The sequence below is a fragment of the Variovorax sp. P1_H2 genome (assembly GCF_056405295.1).
This window is the reverse complement of sequence record NZ_JBFUCJ010000004.1, coordinates 51,396-67,997: the sequence shown is the minus strand read 5'-3', so window position 1 is coordinate 67,997 and position 16,602 is coordinate 51,396. Positions and strand designations below refer to the sequence as shown.

At 69.9% G+C, this 16,602-nt stretch carries 18 protein-coding genes; 6 read left to right on the top strand and 12 right to left on the bottom strand.

From position 1 onward, the window contains the following. Positions 1-59 precede the first annotated feature (59 nt). The 6 genes from AC1D2E_RS02845 (at position 60) to AC1D2E_RS02820 (ending at position 5,173) form a co-directional block, all read left to right on the top strand. Positions 60-416, top strand: coding sequence for an STAS domain-containing protein (locus tag AC1D2E_RS02845; RefSeq protein WP_478195993.1), 357 nt, complete (start codon positions 60-62; stop codon positions 414-416). A 50-nt stretch (positions 417-466) separates the two neighbouring features. Continuing rightward, positions 467-853 carry an ATP-binding protein gene (locus tag AC1D2E_RS02840; protein WP_478195992.1) on the top strand — a complete coding sequence of 129 codons (387 nt, stop codon included), beginning with the start codon at positions 467-469 and terminating at the stop codon, positions 851-853. Positions 854-918: 65 nt separating this feature from the next. Then, complete coding sequence (locus AC1D2E_RS02835) at positions 919-1,539, top strand: hypothetical protein (protein ID WP_478195991.1); 621 nt, start codon at positions 919-921, stop codon at positions 1,537-1,539. 58 nt (positions 1,540-1,597) lie between these two features. Continuing rightward, positions 1,598-3,460, top strand: coding sequence for an OmpA family protein (locus AC1D2E_RS02830; protein WP_478195990.1), 1,863 nt, complete (start codon positions 1,598-1,600; stop codon positions 3,458-3,460). Between the two features lie 13 nt (positions 3,461-3,473). Next, the gene (locus AC1D2E_RS02825; RefSeq protein ID WP_478195989.1) at positions 3,474-3,968 is read left to right on the top strand and encodes a Rab family GTPase; all 495 of its coding nucleotides are present in this window, start codon (positions 3,474-3,476) and stop codon (positions 3,966-3,968) included. A 2-nt stretch (positions 3,969-3,970) separates the two neighbouring features. After that, complete coding sequence (locus tag AC1D2E_RS02820; RefSeq protein ID WP_478195988.1) at positions 3,971-5,173, top strand: PP2C family protein-serine/threonine phosphatase; 1,203 nt, start codon at positions 3,971-3,973, stop codon at positions 5,171-5,173. A gap of 6 nt (positions 5,174-5,179) precedes the next feature. On the opposite strand, the gene AC1D2E_RS02815 is transcribed toward AC1D2E_RS02820, so the two are convergent. The 12 genes from AC1D2E_RS02815 to AC1D2E_RS02760 all read right to left on the bottom strand — a co-directional run bounded on the left by AC1D2E_RS02815 (position 5,180) and on the right by AC1D2E_RS02760 (position 16,598). Then, entirely contained in the window at positions 5,180-5,806 is a 627-nt protein-coding gene (locus AC1D2E_RS02815) for a GntR family transcriptional regulator (protein WP_478195987.1), read from the bottom strand. A 41-nt stretch (positions 5,807-5,847) separates the two neighbouring features. Then, entirely contained in the window at positions 5,848-6,663 is an 816-nt protein-coding gene (locus AC1D2E_RS02810; protein WP_478195986.1) for an HpcH/HpaI aldolase/citrate lyase family protein, read from the bottom strand. 7 nt (positions 6,664-6,670) lie between these two features. Beyond that, positions 6,671-7,252 (bottom strand): cysteine hydrolase family protein, encoded by a 582-nt coding sequence (locus AC1D2E_RS02805; RefSeq protein ID WP_478195985.1) that lies wholly within the window; start codon positions 7,250-7,252, stop codon positions 6,671-6,673. A gap of 40 nt (positions 7,253-7,292) precedes the next feature. After that, positions 7,293-8,498, bottom strand: coding sequence for a CaiB/BaiF CoA transferase family protein (locus AC1D2E_RS02800; protein WP_478195984.1), 1,206 nt, complete (start codon positions 8,496-8,498; stop codon positions 7,293-7,295). Continuing rightward, the gene (locus AC1D2E_RS02795; RefSeq protein WP_478195983.1) at positions 8,495-9,664 is read right to left on the bottom strand and encodes a CoA transferase; all 1,170 of its coding nucleotides are present in this window, start codon (positions 9,662-9,664) and stop codon (positions 8,495-8,497) included. Before AC1D2E_RS02795 ends, AC1D2E_RS02800 begins: the two co-directional genes overlap by 4 nt. A 37-nt stretch (positions 9,665-9,701) precedes the next feature. After that, positions 9,702-10,922 carry an FAS1-like dehydratase domain-containing protein gene (locus AC1D2E_RS02790; RefSeq protein ID WP_478195982.1) on the bottom strand — a complete coding sequence of 407 codons (1,221 nt, stop codon included), beginning with the start codon at positions 10,920-10,922 and terminating at the stop codon, positions 9,702-9,704. A gap of 276 nt (positions 10,923-11,198) precedes the next feature. Further along, entirely contained in the window at positions 11,199-12,200 is a 1,002-nt protein-coding gene (locus AC1D2E_RS02785) for a Bug family tripartite tricarboxylate transporter substrate binding protein (RefSeq protein ID WP_478195981.1), read from the bottom strand. A 39-nt stretch (positions 12,201-12,239) separates the two neighbouring features. Then, a complete protein-coding gene (locus AC1D2E_RS02780; protein WP_478195980.1) occupies positions 12,240-13,181 on the bottom strand; it encodes an SMP-30/gluconolactonase/LRE family protein in 942 nt (313 codons plus the stop codon). Continuing rightward, entirely contained in the window at positions 13,178-13,939 is a 762-nt protein-coding gene (locus AC1D2E_RS02775) for an ABC transporter ATP-binding protein (RefSeq protein WP_478195979.1), read from the bottom strand. The genes AC1D2E_RS02780 and AC1D2E_RS02775 overlap by 4 nt, the downstream gene beginning before the upstream one ends. Then, complete coding sequence (locus AC1D2E_RS02770) at positions 13,932-14,723, bottom strand: ABC transporter ATP-binding protein (RefSeq protein ID WP_478195978.1); 792 nt, start codon at positions 14,721-14,723, stop codon at positions 13,932-13,934. The genes AC1D2E_RS02775 and AC1D2E_RS02770 overlap by 8 nt, the downstream gene beginning before the upstream one ends. Next, entirely contained in the window at positions 14,720-15,727 is a 1,008-nt protein-coding gene (locus AC1D2E_RS02765) for a branched-chain amino acid ABC transporter permease (RefSeq protein WP_478195977.1), read from the bottom strand. Before AC1D2E_RS02765 ends, AC1D2E_RS02770 begins: the two co-directional genes overlap by 4 nt. After that, positions 15,720-16,598 carry a branched-chain amino acid ABC transporter permease gene (locus AC1D2E_RS02760; RefSeq protein WP_478195976.1) on the bottom strand — a complete coding sequence of 293 codons (879 nt, stop codon included), beginning with the start codon at positions 16,596-16,598 and terminating at the stop codon, positions 15,720-15,722. The genes AC1D2E_RS02765 and AC1D2E_RS02760 overlap by 8 nt, the downstream gene beginning before the upstream one ends. Positions 16,599-16,602 lie beyond the last annotated feature (4 nt).

Sequence of the window (16,602 nt, the reverse complement as noted above, 5' to 3'; positions counted from 1 at the left end):
GGCAGTGCTTGCGGCAGCGAACCGATTCAAAGCGCATCGACATCGATTGCGGAGAGCGTATGGACCTGAGAAGCGAGCAACTGGCCGACGGCGTCGAGAAGATCAGTCTGGTCGGGCGCATGGACAGCCTTGGCGGGTATGACATCAACCTGCGCCTGTCGGAGCTCGTGGCGAGCCGAAAGCTGCTCGCCGTGGTCGATCTGTCCGAAGTGTCGTTCCTGGCGTCCATCGGCATCCGGACGCTGGTCGTCAATGCGAGGGCCCAGTCGTCGCGCGGCGGCGTGATGGCCCTGGCCAACCCGCAACCCCTTGTGGCGGAGGTGCTCAAGATGGCAGGTATCGACACGATCATTCCGGTGTACCCCGACGTCGAAACGGCCTGCAGCGCGCTGACGGCCGCCGCCGAAAGCCGCTGATGTCCGCCTCCGGCGGGGAGCCCCGGGCATCCCTCACCGTTGGCAGCGAGTTGAACGAGCTCGCGCGTGTCAGCGCCTGGGTGCACGACTGGGCCGAGTGCCAGAGGCTTCCTGCCAGGGTCGTGCTGAACCTCGATCTCTGCTCCACCGAGGTGGTCACGAACATCATGACCCACGCCTGCGGCCACGGCACCCAGAGCATCCTCCTGCGCCTGGGTTGGCAAGGCGAGGACGTGGCGCTCGAAGTCGAGGACGAGGGCAGCGAGTTCGACCCACGGCTGGTTCCCGAACCTGCACCGGCCACGAGCATCCAGGACGCCCGAATCGGTGGCTGGGGCATCCCCATCGTCCGGCGCTTCTCCGACGGCCTCAGTTACCGCCACGAGGACGGACGCAATTGCCTGACGCTGCTGTTCCGGGCGACCGCGCCACCCTGAGCGCCCTGCAGCRCCCGATCGGCCAACCACCCACCCATCCATCCACCCACCGAGGAGACGTCTCCATGGCATCCACAGCCAAACCCTCACTCAGCATCGACACCCAGAGCGCACTGGCGGCTCAGGCGGCCCTTGCGGGGCAACCCAACGGCGCCGGCGAGAGTTCGGGCGTCGACAAGATGCGCGAGTTGCTGTTCGGCAACCAAATGCAGGACTACGACAAGCGCTTCGCCATTCTCGAGGAGCGCTTCCAGCAACGGATGCGCGACATCGAGGCCGAGTCGTCGCGCAGCCTGAGCAGCCTCGAATCGACGATGAAGAAGCAGCTCGAATCGGTCGCCGGCCAGTTCCGCGAGGAGAAGGACCTGCGCGCCGATGCCGACAAGGAGCTGGAGCGCAGCCTGCGCGATCACACGCAGGCGCTCGAGAAGCGCCTGGCCCAGGTGTCCGACCAGCTGGCACGCCAGGAGCGGGAGTTCACCGATCGCTTGGGCCACGAGGTCCAGGTGCTGCGCGACGAGATGCGCAAGCGCCAGGACGACGCCCGCGCCACCACCGAGCGGATGTTCGCCGAGCTCAGCAACGTCAAGACCGATCGCAACCTGCTCGCCGGACTGTTTGTCGAGATCGCCAAATGCCTGAACCAGGACGTCGCGCCCAAGGGCAGCAACGGCCACGCCGGCTGAGTCGCGCGGACAGCGCGCCGGTGGGGCTGGTTCGCGCGGGCGCCGCAACGGAGGCGCGGTGAACGCACGCCTGTCGCTGGCCGCGACGCGCGTGCCCGGAGGCGCCTCCGAAGAGGATCCGAACRCACGGCTCGCCGCGCTCTTGCTGGAGTTGGCGCGCTGCGTCGATCCGGACGTGGCGGCGAGGCTGCCGAGCCGCCTGGACGACGATCCGCGGCTGGAGGCGATGCGCGGCGTGCTGTTCGAGCGCGAGCAGGTGGCGCTGGCGCGGCTGCAACAGAAGTTCGACGACCCGCGCGAGTTCGCCGATGCGGTGGGCGCGGTGCTGCCCGCCGCCTTTGCGCTGGCGGCGACGCAGGGCGACCGCCTCGGCCAGTCGATCGCGCCCACCGTCGAGCGTGCGACCCAGGCGTCGATCCAGAAGAACCCGGGCACGATGGTCGACATCCTGTATCCGGTCATGGGGCCGGCGATCCGCAAGGCCATCGCCGAGACCCTCGAGGGCACGCTGCAATCCCTGAACCAGGCCCTCAAGCACAGCCTGTCGTGGCGTGGCCTCAAGTGGCGCATCGAGGCCTGGCGCAGCGGCAGCACCTTTGCCGACGTCGTGATGCGGCACACGGCCGTATTCAGCGTCGAGCACCTGTTCCTGATCCATCGCAAGACCGGCCTGCTGCTGGCGCACGTGGCGAGGGACGACGCGACCACGCGCGACCCGCAGCTGGTGTCGGCGATGCTCTCGGCGATCCAGGACTTCGTGCGCGACTCCTTCGACGAATCCGGGACCGGCGGCGCGAGCGGCCGCAGCATCGACAGCCTGCGGCTGGGCGACCTGCTGCTGTGGTGCGAGGAAGGGCCGTCGGCCTTTCTCGCAGCGGTGATCCATGGCAATCCGCCGGCCATGCTGCGCGCGCGCCTGGGCGATACGCTGGGCTCCGTCCACGACCAGTTGCGCACGGCGCTCGATGAATTCCAGGGCGACACCACGCCCTTCGACGAGGCCGCGGACCGCCTGCGGCCCTGCTTGTTGTCCCAGGTGGCCGAGACGCACAAGAAAAAGTCGCCGCTGCTCTGGATGATCCCGCTGGCCCTGCTGGCGGTGCTGGGCTACTGGATCACCGGGCGGGTCATCGAGCGCCAGCGCGTCGATGCCTATGTCTCGGCGCTGCAGGATCAGCCCGRCATCGTCGTGACGGGGGCCGAACGCCGCGACGGAAAGTGGCTGGTGTCGGGCCTGCGCGACCCGCTGGCCACGCAGCCGGAGACCTTGCTGGCACAGGCCCGTCTGGACCCGGCACGCGTCAGCGGCCGCTGGGAACCCTACCAGGCGCTGCATCCGGCCATCATGCTGAAGCGGCTGCAGGCGACCCTGAATCCGCCGCCGACGGTCATCCTGGCCCAGGACGCGAGCGGCATTCGCGCCAGCGGCACGGCCCCCCAGCAATGGATGGACAAGGCGCGGGCCTTCCTGCTGACCTTGCCGGCCGGCGCCCCGAAGGTGGATCTCAGCGCCCTCAAGGACGTGCAGGATCCCGAGTACCTTCGCCTGCGCGATGCCATTCAGGCGCAGCTCATCCATTTCGAGTTCAGCGTGCCGCGGCCTGCACCGGGCCAGGACGACAAGCTGGACGCCGTCGCTGCCGACATGCGCGAACTGGTTCAGGTCACCCGCGCCCTCGGCTTCCCGGTCAGGGTGACGATCGTCGGCCACGCCGATGCCACGGGCAAGGACACCTCCAACCTGGCATTGAGCGTGGGCCGCGCGGAGGTCGTGCGCTCCATGCTGCGGGCCCGCGGCGTCGATCCCGCGGTGCTCGCCGTGCGCGGCGCCGGCCCGCTGGAACCACTGCGTCCCGGCGCCAGCGAGGACGAGCTGTCGATGAACCGGCGCGTCTCCTTCGCCGTGAGCACAGGCGACTAGGGACTGTTCAGCCATGCTGCAAAAGAAGATCTGCCTGCTGGGCGCCTTCGGCGTCGGAAAGACCAGCCTGGTACGCCGCTATGTCGACACCATCTTCTCGGACGCCTACCTGACGACGGTCGGAGTGAAGATCGACAAGAAGCAACTGACCGTCGGCAGCGAGCAGATGGCCCTGATCCTGTGGGACATCGCCGGCGAGGACGAGGTGGCGGCGGTCCGGGTGAGCTACCTGCGCGGCGCGGCCGGCTATCTGCTGGTGGTGGATGGCACCCGGCCCGAGACCCTGGACACCGCGGTGTCGATCCAGGCCCGGGTCGGCGCGGAAATCGGCGAGGTTCCCTTCGTCGCCCTGCTCAACAAGGCGGACCTGCTGGAAGACTGGGCGCTCCCGGCCGAGCGCATCGAGCGCCTGGAGGCCGCCGGATGGAACTTTCGCCGCACCAGCGCCAAGACCGGCATGGGGGTCGAGGAAGCCTTCCAGGAACTGGCGGCGCGCGTGGCCCGATAGTCATGCTCGACCTGCCGGCCCGGATCTCCGACTCGCTGCTCTTGCTGCTGCACGCGCAGCGGGTCGTCGCGCACCTGGTCATCGATGATTCGCAGAACCTGACGCAGGCCGGCGGGCACCTGGACCACTACGGACTGTCCGGGCTCCAGACCGGCTGCCCGGCCAGCGACCAGATCCCGTTCCTGGAAGGCCTGTTGCCGCTGGTGGAGACGCCTTTCCTGATCCGCTCGATGGAAATGCCCAGCGGGCGCGTGGCGGACATCCACTTCTTCGCCGACGACGGCACCGTCTGGGTCCTGCTGCTCGACGTGACGACGGAATACGAGGAAGCCCGGCTGGTGCAGCAGAAAGCCTACGACATGACCCTGCTGAGCCAGCGCGAGGCCAGGCTCATCGAGCAACTCGAATCGGCCAACCTGGAACTGACCCGGGCCCATCGCGAACTCGCGGCGTCGCAGGAAGCGCTGCAGCTCACCCACGACCGGCTGCAGCAGGAACTGCGCGACGCCGAGCGCTATGTCCGCTCGATCCTGCCGGAGCCCGTATCGGGCCCGCCGTCGGTCGACTGGCGCTTCGTACCCTCGACCGAACTGGGCGGCGATTCGTTCGGCTATCACTGGATCGACGACCAGCACTTCGCGCTCTACCTGCTCGACGTCTGCGGCCATGGCGTGGGCTCGGCCCTGCTGTCGGTGGCGGTCGCCGACACGCTGCGCTCGGAGGCCCTGCAGCGGACCGACTTCCGCAGCCCCGGGGAGGTGCTCACCGCGCTCAACCAGGCCTACCAGATGGAACGCCACGGCGAGCTGTTCTGCACCGTCTGGTACGGCGTCTACCACCGCGCCACCGGCAGCCTGCGCTACGCCTCTGCCGGCCACCCCCCGGCCGTGCTCGTGAGCGGCGCCGGCGAGGCCCGCCCCTTGCCGGCATCGGGCCCCTGCGTCGGCATCTCGCCGGCGGCCCGCTATAGCGAAGCGCAGTGCACCCTGCAGGCCTCCGACCGGCTGTTCGTCTTCAGCGACGGCACCTACGAGATCAGCCGCCCGGATGGCTCGATGCTGGCGTTCGAGGACTTCACCGAGGTGCTGTCGCGACCGGTCGGCGACGGGCAGTCCGAGCTGGACCGCCTGCTGGACTTCGCGCGCGAGGTCCATGGCCCGGGCGTGCTCGAGGATGATTTCACCCTCATCAAGATGACGGTCTGAGCCGGCCTATGCCGACTTGAGGACCGTCCATCCCGACTCGATGTGCTTGCGCATGGCCAGCATGGCCACGGAAGCGTCACCGGTCGTCAGGGCATGCAGGATCTCGTCGTGTTCCTTGACCGCCTCCTGGCCACGCCCTTCCACGGCATTGATCAGGTCGAAGGGGTAGCGGGCCCAGAGGATCTGCACGAAGTGAAGGGTCTGCGGCATCTGCGCGATGTCGTACAGCCGGCGATGGAAGCGGTAGTTGACGCCACGCGCCGTCGCACGGTCGCCGCTTTCGAAGGCCTTGGCGAACTCGTCGGCCAGGGATCGAAGCGCGGCGATGTCGTGCGAGGTCACCCGCTCGGTCGCGCCGCGCACCAGCTGGGCCTCCAGCATGAGGCGCAGGTTCAGGATCTCGCCGGAGGCGGAGGGGTCGAAAGGCGCGACGCGGGCGCCCCGATACGAGTCGCCGCCGACATAGCCTTCGGCCGCCAGAAGCCTCAGGGCCTCGCGCACCGGCGTGATGCTCAGGTGCAGCTGCTCGGCGATCTCGGCCTGCTTCAGGCGCGATCCGCGCGGGTACACCCCCGAGATGATTCGCTCGCGCAGGTAGTCCGCGACCTGTTCTTCTTTGGTTCGATATTCCATCTGCTGCAGCACCCCGGGGGAGCCATCCCTCGGGGCCGATTCTAAGCGCCGCCGCCGGCGGCCCCGCCCTCGGCGAGGATGCGCCGCGCCCGCTCGACCACCGGCTTGTCGATCATCTTTCCGTCCAGGGAAGTGGCGGCGCCCGCGCTGGCCTCGAAGGCGGCGAGCACCCCCTGCGCCCACGCCACTTCCTGCGCCGTCGGCAGGAACGCCGCATTGACGGCAGCAACCTGGCGCGGATGGATGCAGAGCTTGCCGCCGAAGCCGAGCTGGCGCGAACGGCGAGCCTCCGCCTGCATGCAGGCGTCGTCGGTGAAATGGAGGCTCACGCCGTCGACCGGCGCCGCCAGGCCCGCCTGGCAGGACTGGAGCACGATCTGGATGCGCACGCTGGTCATGGCGTCGCCTGCGTCCTCGATGCCGCTTTCGGCCGCGAAGTCCACGCTGCCGAACGCGATGCGCTCCAGCCCGGGCACGGCGGCCAGGCGCGCCAGTTCCAGGTAGCCCGCGACCGTCTCGAGCAGCGCGATGATCCGGCGCCCGGGCAAGGCCCGGGCGGTCCGGGCCAGCGATTCGGCGTCGGACTTGGGCAGCATCACGCCCGCGCGCGGCGCCGCCTGCAGCATGCGGAGGTCGTCCGCATGCCATTCGGTGTCCGCCGCGTTGAGGCGCACGAAAGCCTCCCGGCCGGTCGCGAGCCATGACGCCACCCGGTCGCGTGCCTCGGCCTTGGCCGCGGGCGCGACCGCGTCCTCCAGATCGAGAACGACTTCGTGCGCCCCGCTGCCGGCGGCCTTGTCGAAGCGCTCCGGCAGGTGGCCCGGGACGAACAGCAGACTGCGCGCAATAGGGCTCATCGGCACCTCACTCGAAGCTCAGGTCCTGCGACGTCGTGAGGCGGCAGAAGCGGCGCAGGCTCTCGATGGCGCCCGCGTGCTCCTCGGCCGACAGCCCGCAGCAGCAGTCCTCCAGCACCACCATCTCGTAGTCGCGGTCGTGGCCTTCACGCACGGTGGCCTGCACCACGGCGTTGGTGGAGATGCCGGAGCAGTAGATGCGCCGGATGCCGTTGGCGCGCAGGATCGCCTCCAGGCTGGTGCTGTAGAACGGGCTGACGCGGTGCTTGACGATGTCGAAGTCGCCCGGCTGGCGGCCCAGGTCCGGATGCACCTCGGTGCCCCAGCCGCCGAGCTTGAAGATTCCGTTCTTGCGGGCGCCGGAAAAGATCGGCGAGTTCGGCGGGCATTCGCGGTAGTCGGGCGAGAAGCCGACCCGGACGAAGCCGATCGGCACGCCGGCGGCGCGCGCCTTGTCGAGAGCCGCGCGCGTGTTCTCCAGCACGCGCCGGCCGCGCACCTGCTCGCCATAGGCGGCCTTGCCGTTCGGTCCGTCGGCATGGACCAGGTCGTTCTCCATGTCCAGCACCAGGTAGATGGACCCTTTCACGCAGCACTCCTTTCATTCGCTTGTTGATCGTTCGCCCCGTTCACAGGATCACCTCCCGCTTCTCGAGGTCGGCGCGGCGTGCCGAATCGATGCCGAGCAGTTCGCCGAACACATAGTCCTCGTCCTGCCCCAGCGCGGGCGTCAGCCGTCGGATGCCGACGTCGTCGGTGACCGAGAAACGCGCCGGCGCGCCCACCGCCAGCCGCTTCGGGATGTCCGGCGCACTGACCTCGACCAGGGCGCCGCGCGCGCGCAGATGGGGATCATCCGCCACATCCTGCATGGTCCACGAGACATGGGCGCAGACGCCTGCCCGCTGCAGCTGCGCCGCCGTCTGGTCGGCGTCGCGTCCGGCCAGCCACCGGGTCAGCAGCGCATCGAGCTCGGCGTGGCGACTGCGCCGGCCGTGCGCCGTGGCGAAACGTTCGTCGTGCGCCATCTCGCCCTGTTCGAGCACCGCCAGCAGGGCGTGCCATTCGTGGTCGCTGCGCACCGCCAGCGTGAGCCAGCGGTCGGGTCGGGCGGTCGCATAAATGCCGTGGGGCGCCATCGCCGGGTCGCCATTGCCGGGCCGCAGCGGCGTGCCGCCGCCACTGGCCTGGACCAGCGCGTCGCCGATCATCGCCGAGGCCACCTCGCGCGCGGCCAGGTCGACGTGCTGCGCGCGGCCCGTGCGGCGCCGCTGGTGCAAGGCCGCCAGCGTCGCGGCCGCCGCGTGCATGCCGGCGGAATGGTCCATGACGTGGCGCATCTCCATCGGCGGGCCGTCGCTGTAGCCGCTCATCCAGCCCAGGCCGCCCCAGGCGCCGAACAGCGGCGCATAGCCCGCGAAGTGCGAGTCCGGCCCGCTCTGGCCGCACGAGGACAGCGACAGCAGGACGATGTCCGGCCTGGCCTCGCGCAGGGCATCGAACCCGAGTCCGAGTCGATTCATCACACCGGGCCTGAAGCTCTCGGCGGCGATGTCCGAGAGGGCGACGATGCGCTTGGCGAGTTCGACCGCCTCGGGATGCTTGAGATTCAGCCGCACCGACAGCTTGTTGGCCGATACCTGGTCGAAGGTCGCCGCCTGCATCCGGCCGTAGACGGCGTGCGGCTTGCGAAAGGCGTCGGGCCGGGTGCGGCTCTCGATCTTGATGCACTGCGCCCCCAGCTGCGACAGCAGGTGGGTGCAGAAGGGGCCGGCCGCGTGGATCGTGAAGTCCGCGATGCGAACGCCGGCCAATGGCGCGTGGCGGGCCGTCATGCGACGCCCTCCCCCTGGGCCATCTCGCCCAGCGCCGGCACCCGCCCGGCACGCTGCAATGGCGAGCAGCGGAACTGGAACGGCGCCAGCAGCACGTCGACCTCGAAGCCGCCCGGGAGCGCGGCCGGGACGAACAGTTCGCGGGCTCGCTCGTGCTCGCCCTGCGTCACCTCCACCGGCGTGCGGTACTTGGCGGCCGGCACGCCGAGCTCCTGCGCGCGCCGGACGATGTCCTCGACCCGGTGCCTGGCCATCCATTCGCGGATGTGGCCATTGATTTCGTCGCCGCGGCGGCTGCGCTCGAGCGGATCGCGCAGCGCCTCCTCGCCGGCCCAGCCGGGGCGGCCGAGCAGCTCGACCAGCGCGCCCCACTGCCGGTCCTCGAGCGTGAGCAGTTCCAGGTAGCCGTCGAGCGTCTCGAACACCCCGCCATAGCGGAAGCTTCGCGTGGTGCGATGCTCCAGCGAACCGTCTCCGAGCCGCTGCAATGCGAAGGCGCCGACCGAGAGCATCGCGTCCTGCACCGACACGTCCACGTACTGGCCGCCGCGCTCGGGCACCGCCCACCAGGCGGCGAGCGCGCACATCGCCGCCAGGCTGCCGCCCTGGTAGCCGGCGAAGTGGCCGTAGACCTTGAGCGGCGGGCGGTCCGGGAACCGCTCGTTGGACAGGCCGTTGGGCAGCAGGAAGCCTTCGCCGCCGGCATGCACCAGGTTCACCTCCTCGCCGTCCCAGTCCGCCTTGTCCCCGGTGGCGCCGAAAGGCAGCACGCTGGCGTGAACGAGGCCGGCGAAGCGCCGGCCGATCGATGCCGGATCGAGGCCCGCGCTGGCGCGGTGGCGCAGCGGCGTGTCGTCGATCAGGATGTCGGCGCCGTCCAGCGCGCGCGCCAGCACGGCCTGCCCCTTGCTCGTCAGCGGGTCGCAGACCCGGCTGCGCTTGCCGACGCAGAGGTAGGCGAACAGCGCGCTCTCTCCCGTGTCGCCGAGCAGCGGCGGCGCCTGCCGCAGCGGCGAGCCCTCCTCGGGCTCGAGCATCACGACCTGCGCGCCCATGGCGGCGAGCAGGCGGCCGGCATAGGCGGCCGCCACGGTGCGCGAGCGCTCGACGACGCGGCAGCCTGCCAGGGGCAGCTCGGCGGATGGCGACGCTTCATCGAAAAGCATGTGACCTCTTTCGCGGGTTGTTGCAGGAAGCGGGCGTTCAGCGGATCACCGGCAGCTCGAGGTCGATGCCCGAGCCGTCGATGAAGGCCGGCAGCCTGACGTCGCGCGAGGGCAGCGCGACGGTCGCGATGCCCGGCGTCGTCACTTCGCCGCGCTGGTTCTCGGCCGCGATCTCGATGTCGACGAGCGCGGTCTTGTCCTTCACGTACTTGCGCACCACCTTGGCCTTGCAGAAGGTGGTGTCGCCCACGATGTTGAAGCGCCGCATCTCGGTGCGCACGCGCTTGATCACGCCCGCATCGCCCATCCAGTTGGTGATCAGCGTGCACATCCACGACGAGCGCTGCGGACCGTAGTCGTAGGTGCCGGGGACACCGACCTCCTTGGCCACCGATTCGCGGTGGTGACCGATGCCGGTGTACTCGACGCCGCCGCCAGCCTCCGGATTGCGGAAGAAGTGGCCCGGGTGCTTGACCGCCGCCTGCAGCACCACGCCATGCGTGTGGCCGCGGCCGCAGCCGACCAGGAAGCCCATCGTGTCCATCAGCGACAGCGGGCCGCGTGCGATGGTCGGCAGTTCCTCGCCTTCCTGCACTTCCTCCCAGTAGCGCACGTTGGCGCCGCGGATGTTGTTCGGCTCGTCGAGCACCATCTGGTCGATGCGGTCGTGCATTTCGTTGCTGTATTCGTGCTGGACGATTTCCTTGTACTTGCCGGTGTCGCGCGCCGCCTTGCGCTCGTGGCGGGTGCAGGTGCCGAGCGCCCGCGCCACCAGTTCGCCGCGCTGGTTGTAGTAGCAGGCCTCGACGTACTGGAGCACCAGGCGGCCCGAGAACTTGCTTTCCTTGACCTCGACGCCGACCACCCGCTCGATCGGCGTGATGCGGTCGCCCGGGCGCACGTGGCGGATCAGTTCCCAGTCGTTGCCGGCATAGAAGCCGTGCACGCCCGGCAGGCCCCAGCGCGTGCGGCCGAGCCAGCCGAAGGCCATCGGGAACATCGGATGCGCGAGCATCGTGCCGTAGCGGCTGGCCGCGCCGTAGCCGATGTCGCGGTACAGCGGATTCAGGTCGCCGATGCCGTTGCACCAGTTGCGCAGCGTGTCGGGCGTGGCGTCCTGCAGGTAGGGGCCTTCGGGGCGCAGGTGCAGGCCGATCATGGCCTTGGCGTCGGCGATGGCCTGGTCGGTGATCAGGCCCTCCGCGGGGGCGTTGCCGACGTCGGATTGGGGGTTCAGGGTGGCAGTGGCAGTGGTCAAGTTCATTACTCCGGTTGGCTCAGGTTGACTCAGGTTGACTCAGGTTGAGATTGAAATGCAGGATGCATTCTTTGGGGAAACGTGGTTGTTCTCGGTGAAGTGACACAGGGTGCGTCTCAGTGCTCCGCCAGGTGATCGCGTGACCCGCGACGCTTGAAACCGGCACAACCGAGGCGGGAGACACCGCGGAACTGGCTTTGCCAGGCCGCTGGTGTCGCCCCCTTGAGGGGGTACTCGGCTACACGAAGTGAGCCGATACGGGGGTKGGCTTTCATCTCAGTCGACGCGGATCTCGGCGGCCTTGATGACCTCGCCCCACTTGGGGCGCTCCGCCTTCACGAAGGCATCCAGCTGGGCCGGTCCCATGAAGAGCGGCTCGACGCCGATCTCGAGCATTCGCCGCCGCATCTCGGGCTGTTGCAGGGCGCGCCGGAGGTGCTCGCTGAGCTTCTCCACGACCTCCGGCGGCGTGCCGCGCGGCGCGAACAGCGCATCCCAGGCCACGACCTCGAAGCCGGGCACCCCCTGCTCGGCCACCGGCTTGACGCCGGGCAGCATCTCGCTGGCCTTGAGCGAGGTGATGCCCAGGGCGCGCAGCTTGCCGGCCGCGAGATGCGGCCGGGCCGCGGTCACCGTGTCGATGACCAAGGGAATCTGGCCGCCGAGCGCGTCGGTCATCGCCTGGCCGGAGGCCTTGTATTTCACGCCGAACAAGGGCGCCTGCGCCGACTTCACGAACTGCGCGAACACCACGTTCGCGGTGGTGCTCGGCAGCCCCACGTTCAGCGTGTTCGGCTTTGCGCGGGCCCGCGCGACCAGCTCGGCGACGCCATTGGCGGGCAGCTCGGGCGCCGAGGTGCAGAGCACCATCGGCAGCAGCCCGATCATCGCCACGGCATCGAAGTCGGCGGCAGGATCGAAGCCCAGGGCGGGGAAGAGGAACTCGTTGGCGGCATTCGTCGCGTTGGTGCCGAGCAGGAAGGTGTAGCCGTCGGCCGGCGACCTCGCGGCGGCGGCCGCGCCGATGTTGCCGCCGGCGCCGGCGCGGTTCTCCACCACGAGGGCCTGGCCCAGGGTCGCCGACAGTTCGTTCCCCACCAGCCGCATCAGCACATCGGCGCCCTGCCCCGCGGCATACGGGACGATGATGCGGATCGGCCGCGCGGGCCAGGCCGGCTGCGCGCTCGCCGCGAGCGGCCCGGCGCCGAGGACGGCCGCGACGGTGGCGGCGCCGGCCTGCAGGAAACGGCGGCGGCCGGAACAAGTGCCTTGGTTCATGGGTGCGTCCTTGTGGGTTGGCGCGTGCTGCACGGGGGGTCAGGCCGAAAGCGCCAGGCCGGCGCGCGGCCAGCGCGCGGCCAGGAGTTGGCCATGGCCCGAGAGGGTGATGAAGGCGGTGCGACGGTCCGCCCCGCCGAAGCAGATGTTGGTGCAATAGCCTTCGGGTGCCTCGTGGAACTCGAGCAGATCCCCGGCCGGCGAGAACACGCTGATGCCGCCGCGCACCAGGGTGGCGACGCAGATGTTGCCGCCCTCCTCCACCGCCAGCGAATCGAATCGCTGGAAGCCGGGCAGGCCATGCACCAGCCGGCCGCCGTTCGGAGACGGCCAGGCTTCGTGCCCGAGCTGTCCGCGCCCGGTGACGGGGTAGGACCAGAGCCGGCTGGTCTCGGTCTCGCTCACGTACAGCGTGCGGCCGTCCGGAGACAGGCCGACGCCGTTGGGCGTCAGCACCGGGTGCGCGGCGCGGCGGATGAAGCTGCCGTCGGCGCGGGCGTAGTACACCGCGCCGCGCAGCATGCGGTCCTCGAAGGTCTTGCCGAAATCGCTGAACCAGAAGCCGCCGTCGGCGTCGAACACGATGTCGTTCGGGCCGTGCAGCGGAACGCCATCGCAGTGGGTGTAGAGCATCCGCACCGCGCCGGTGGCGAGGTTCACGCGCTGGATCGCGCCGCCCTCGTAGTCGGCGGCCGGGCCGGTCGGGCGCGTGAAGCCCTCGTCCGTGCGCCAGCTGAAGCCGCCGTTGTTGCAGACGTAGCAGTGGCCGTCCGGTCCCATCGCCGCACCGTTGGGACCGCCGCCCAGCGTCGCCACCACGCTCAGCTCGCCCGAGGGCAGGACGCGGGTCAGCCGGCCGGCGGCGATCTCGACCACCAGCACGCTGCCGTCGGGCAGCGCGACGGGGCCTTCGGGAAATTGCAATCCGGTGGCGATCACCTCGCCCTGCAACTTCAGGTTCACGGTCTCTCCTTGCTTCATGCGTGGGCCGCCTCTGCCGCTTGCTGCCGCGCGCCCAGGTAGGCCTCGATGGCCTGCTGCCGTCCTTCGCGGGTGCGCAGCGCCTGGGCGTCGAGCTCGCCCACGATGTGGCCGTGCCGCATCACCCAGGCGCGTGCCGCCAGCTTGGCAGCGGCGTGGAAGCTCTGCTCGACCAGCAGCGCGGCCAGCTTCTGCTCCCGCTGGATCACGGCCAGCCGCTCGTAGACGCGGGCCACCAGCAGCGGCGCCAGTCCGAGTGAAGGCTCGTCCAGCAGCAGCAGGCGCGGCGCCGACATCAACCCGCGGCCGATGGCCAGCATCTGCTGCTCGCCGCCGCTCAACAGGCCCGCTGGCGACTTCAGGCGGTTGGCGATTTCTGGGAAGAAGTCGAGCACGACCTGGCGCCGCCGCGCACGCGTGGCGGCATCGACGAAATAGGACCCGAGCGTGAGGTTGTCGGCGACCGAGAGGTCGGCCACGATCGCCCGGCCCTCGGGCACGTAGGCGATGCCGGCGCGAAAGCGCCTGGCCGACGACCAGCCGCTGATGTCCTGGCCTTCGAACAGAACACGGCCCTGCGCCGGCTCCAGGCCGGCGATCGCCCGCAGCGTGCTCGACTTGCCGGCGCCGTTGGCGCCCAGCAGCGCCGCCACCGTCGCCCTCGGCACGCCCAGGGCGATGCCGTGCACCACCGGGCCGGCGCCGTAGCGCACCGTCAGGTTCTCGACCTGCAGCAGGTCCATGGCGGCCTCACTCATCGTCGTCTCCGAGATAGACGCGCACCACGTCCGGGTTGGCGCGAACCTGCGCCGGGCTGCCCGAGGCCAGCAGCCGGCCCACGTTGAGCACGTGGATGGTGTCGCACACCTCCATGATCAGGTCCATGTCGTGCTCCACCACCACCATCACCAGTTGCGGCGAGCGCAGCCTCATCAGCGCCGTCGAGAGGTCGCGCGTCTCGACCGAGTTGAGTCCGGCCGCGGGCTCGTCGAGCAGCAGCACGCGCGGCGCGCCGGCGATGGCGCGGGCGATCTCGGCGAGCCGCAGCACGCCCGGCGGCAGGTTGGCGGGCGCCTCGTCGGCCACCTGCGCGATGCCGAGCCGGGCCAGCGCCGCCAGCGCGAGTTCGCGATGCAGCGCACGCTCGCGGCGGCCGCGCGGCAGCGGCAGGAAGGCATCGAGCCAACCCGCGGCCGATTGGCGGTCCAGCCCGATCATCACGTTCTCGACGATGCTGAGCTCCGGGCACAGCGCCACGTGCTGGAAGCTGCGCGAGAAGCCGAGCGCGGCGCGGCCGGTCGGCGCGATGCCCTCGAGGGCGATGTCGCCCAGGCGCATGCGGCCCTGCTGCGGCGCGTACAGCCCGGTCAGGCAATTGAAGAAGCTGGTCTTGCCGGCGCCGTTGGGGCCGATCAGCCCCGTGATCTCGCCGGGCTGCATCTGCAGCGCGATGCCCTGCAGCACCTGGATGCCGCCGAAGGACAGCGCCAGCTCATCCACGACCAGCGGGAGCGTGGAATCCATGGCCACAGCGACGCTCATGAATGGCCTCCCTCGAGGCGCGCCCGCACGGACGCCGGCAGCGCATTGACGCCGAGCACCACCGCCAGCAGCGCGCCGCCGTAGAGGATCGGCACCCAGTCGCCGGCACCGGCGAGCAGCAAGGGGACCAGCGTCAGGAAGATGCCGCCCACCAGGCTGCCCGCGAAGGACATCGCATGCAGGCACACCACCGAGCCGACCAGCAGGAAGATCGACGTCCACAGCGTGAAGCTGTTGGGCGAGACGGTGGACGAACTGAAGGACAGCAGCGCGCCGCCGATGGCGGCGATCGCGGCGCTCAGCGCCATGCACGACAGGCGGGCCCAGCTGCGGCGCACGCCGAAGGATTCGGCCGCATGCGCCGAGGTGCGGATCAGCAGCAGCGCCATCGCCTGCCGCGAGCGGCGGAAGTGGCGCAGCAGCAGGGCCACGGCAACCAGTCCGACCAGCGGCAGGTAGTAGCGCTGCAGGTTCTTGGGCACGCCCGGCAGCGCGTCGAGCTTCACGTAGAGCCCCTCGTAGCCGCCAGACACGCTGGAGAAATGCAGCAGCAGTTCCGGCAGTGCCAGCGCCAGCGCCATGGTCGTCACCGCGAGGTAGATGCCGGACATGTTGCGCGACGGAAAGGCGAACACCACGCCGAGCAGCGCCCCGAGGACCGCGGCCAGCGGCAGGCTGGCGAGCAGCGAGAGGCCGAGGTACTTCTCGACCAGGGCGACCGTGTAGGCGCCGGCGGCGACGAACACGCCATGGCCGATCGAGACCTCGCCGCCATAGCGCACCAGGAAGCTCACCGAGATGATCGCGATCGCGTTGGCGAAGCAGACGCCGAGCGTGAAGGTCCAGTAGCCGCCGGAGACCAGCGGCAGCAGCAGCAGCACCAGCAGGCCGAGCGCGCTGCCGGTCTTGCGGGCCCAGCCGCCGGCGGCGGGCCGGGCCTCGGGGCCGGACGGCGCCGCGGCGGCGGCGGAGGCGAGGGTCGGACGGATCGGCAGGCTAGACACGGGCACCCCCTCGAATGGCGAGCACGCCCTTGGGAAACACGTTGAGCACGAGCAGGATCGTCACCAGCAGGTAGCTGTTGTTGAACTCCGCCGAGACGTAGAACGACAGCAGGTTCATCAGCACGCCGATGAAGATGCCGCCCACCACCGCGCCCGCCAGGCTGCTGAAGCCGCCGACCACGGCGGCCGCGAAGGACTGCAGCATGAAGGAGGCGACGCTGGTGGACGACAGGAAGGTGGTCGGCACGATCAGCAGCGACGCGACCAGCCCGAGCAGGCCGGCCACCACCCACGAGAACACATGCACCCCGCGCAGGTTCAGCCCGCAGACCCGGCTGGCGAACGGATTCGCCGACACGGCCCGAAAGGCGATGCCGATGCGGGTGCGCTCGATCAGCAGGTAGAGCAGCCCGATCGCCAGGGCCGTCACGACCAGCACCGCCAGGTCGTAGGAAGACACCTGGAGCGACCCCAGGTGCAGGCGCCAGCGCGGCAGGGGCAGCTCCATCGACACCACGTTGGAGCCGAACAGCAGCTGCGTCAGGCCCTGCACGACCAGGCCCACGCCCAGCGTCGCGATGGTGCTGATCAGGTCGGACTTGAACACCAGCGGCGCGATCAGCAGGTAGCTCAGCGCCATCACGGCGACCATGATCGCCAGCGTCAGCAGCACGCCCGCGAGCCACGGCATGTCGGCGAAGGTGCCGGCCGTGAAGCCGAACACAAGAAAGGCGGCGAACCCGGCGAGGTTGCCGTGCGCGAAATTCACGACATTCGAGCTCTTGTAGATGAGCACGATGCCGATCGCGCCCATCGCGTACAAGGAGCCGCTGATGATGCCCGCCCAGACCAGGCCGATGAAGTCGGACATGGGG

What these genes read in the sequence shown, in the direction of transcription:
- AC1D2E_RS02845 (WP_478195993.1), top strand. Translation starts at nt 60, where the DNA reads ATGGACCTGAGAAGCGAGCAACTGGCCGACGGCGTCGAGAAGATCAGT.
- AC1D2E_RS02835 (WP_478195991.1), top strand. Translation starts at nt 919, where the DNA reads ATGGCATCCACAGCCAAACCCTCACTCAGCATCGACACCCAGAGCGCA.
- AC1D2E_RS02825 (WP_478195989.1), top strand. Translation starts at nt 3,474, where the DNA reads ATGCTGCAAAAGAAGATCTGCCTGCTGGGCGCCTTCGGCGTCGGAAAG.
- AC1D2E_RS02820 (WP_478195988.1), top strand. Translation starts at nt 3,971, where the DNA reads ATGCTCGACCTGCCGGCCCGGATCTCCGACTCGCTGCTCTTGCTGCTG.
- AC1D2E_RS02815 (WP_478195987.1), bottom strand. Translation starts at nt 5,806, where the DNA reads ATGGAATATCGAACCAAAGAAGAACAGGTCGCGGACTACCTGCGCGAG.
- AC1D2E_RS02810 (WP_478195986.1), bottom strand. Translation starts at nt 6,663, where the DNA reads ATGAGCCCTATTGCGCGCAGTCTGCTGTTCGTCCCGGGCCACCTGCCG.
- AC1D2E_RS02800 (WP_478195984.1), bottom strand. Translation starts at nt 8,498, where the DNA reads ATGACGGCCCGCCACGCGCCATTGGCCGGCGTTCGCATCGCGGACTTC.
- AC1D2E_RS02795 (WP_478195983.1), bottom strand. Translation starts at nt 9,664, where the DNA reads ATGCTTTTCGATGAAGCGTCGCCATCCGCCGAGCTGCCCCTGGCAGGC.
- AC1D2E_RS02785 (WP_478195981.1), bottom strand. Translation starts at nt 12,200, where the DNA reads ATGAACCAAGGCACTTGTTCCGGCCGCCGCCGTTTCCTGCAGGCCGGC.
- AC1D2E_RS02780 (WP_478195980.1), bottom strand. Translation starts at nt 13,181, where the DNA reads ATGAAGCAAGGAGAGACCGTGAACCTGAAGTTGCAGGGCGAGGTGATC.
- AC1D2E_RS02775 (WP_478195979.1), bottom strand. Translation starts at nt 13,939, where the DNA reads ATGAGTGAGGCCGCCATGGACCTGCTGCAGGTCGAGAACCTGACGGTG.
- AC1D2E_RS02770 (WP_478195978.1), bottom strand. Translation starts at nt 14,723, where the DNA reads ATGAGCGTCGCTGTGGCCATGGATTCCACGCTCCCGCTGGTCGTGGAT.
- AC1D2E_RS02760 (WP_478195976.1), bottom strand. Translation starts at nt 16,598, where the DNA reads ATGTCCGACTTCATCGGCCTGGTCTGGGCGGGCATCATCAGCGGCTCC.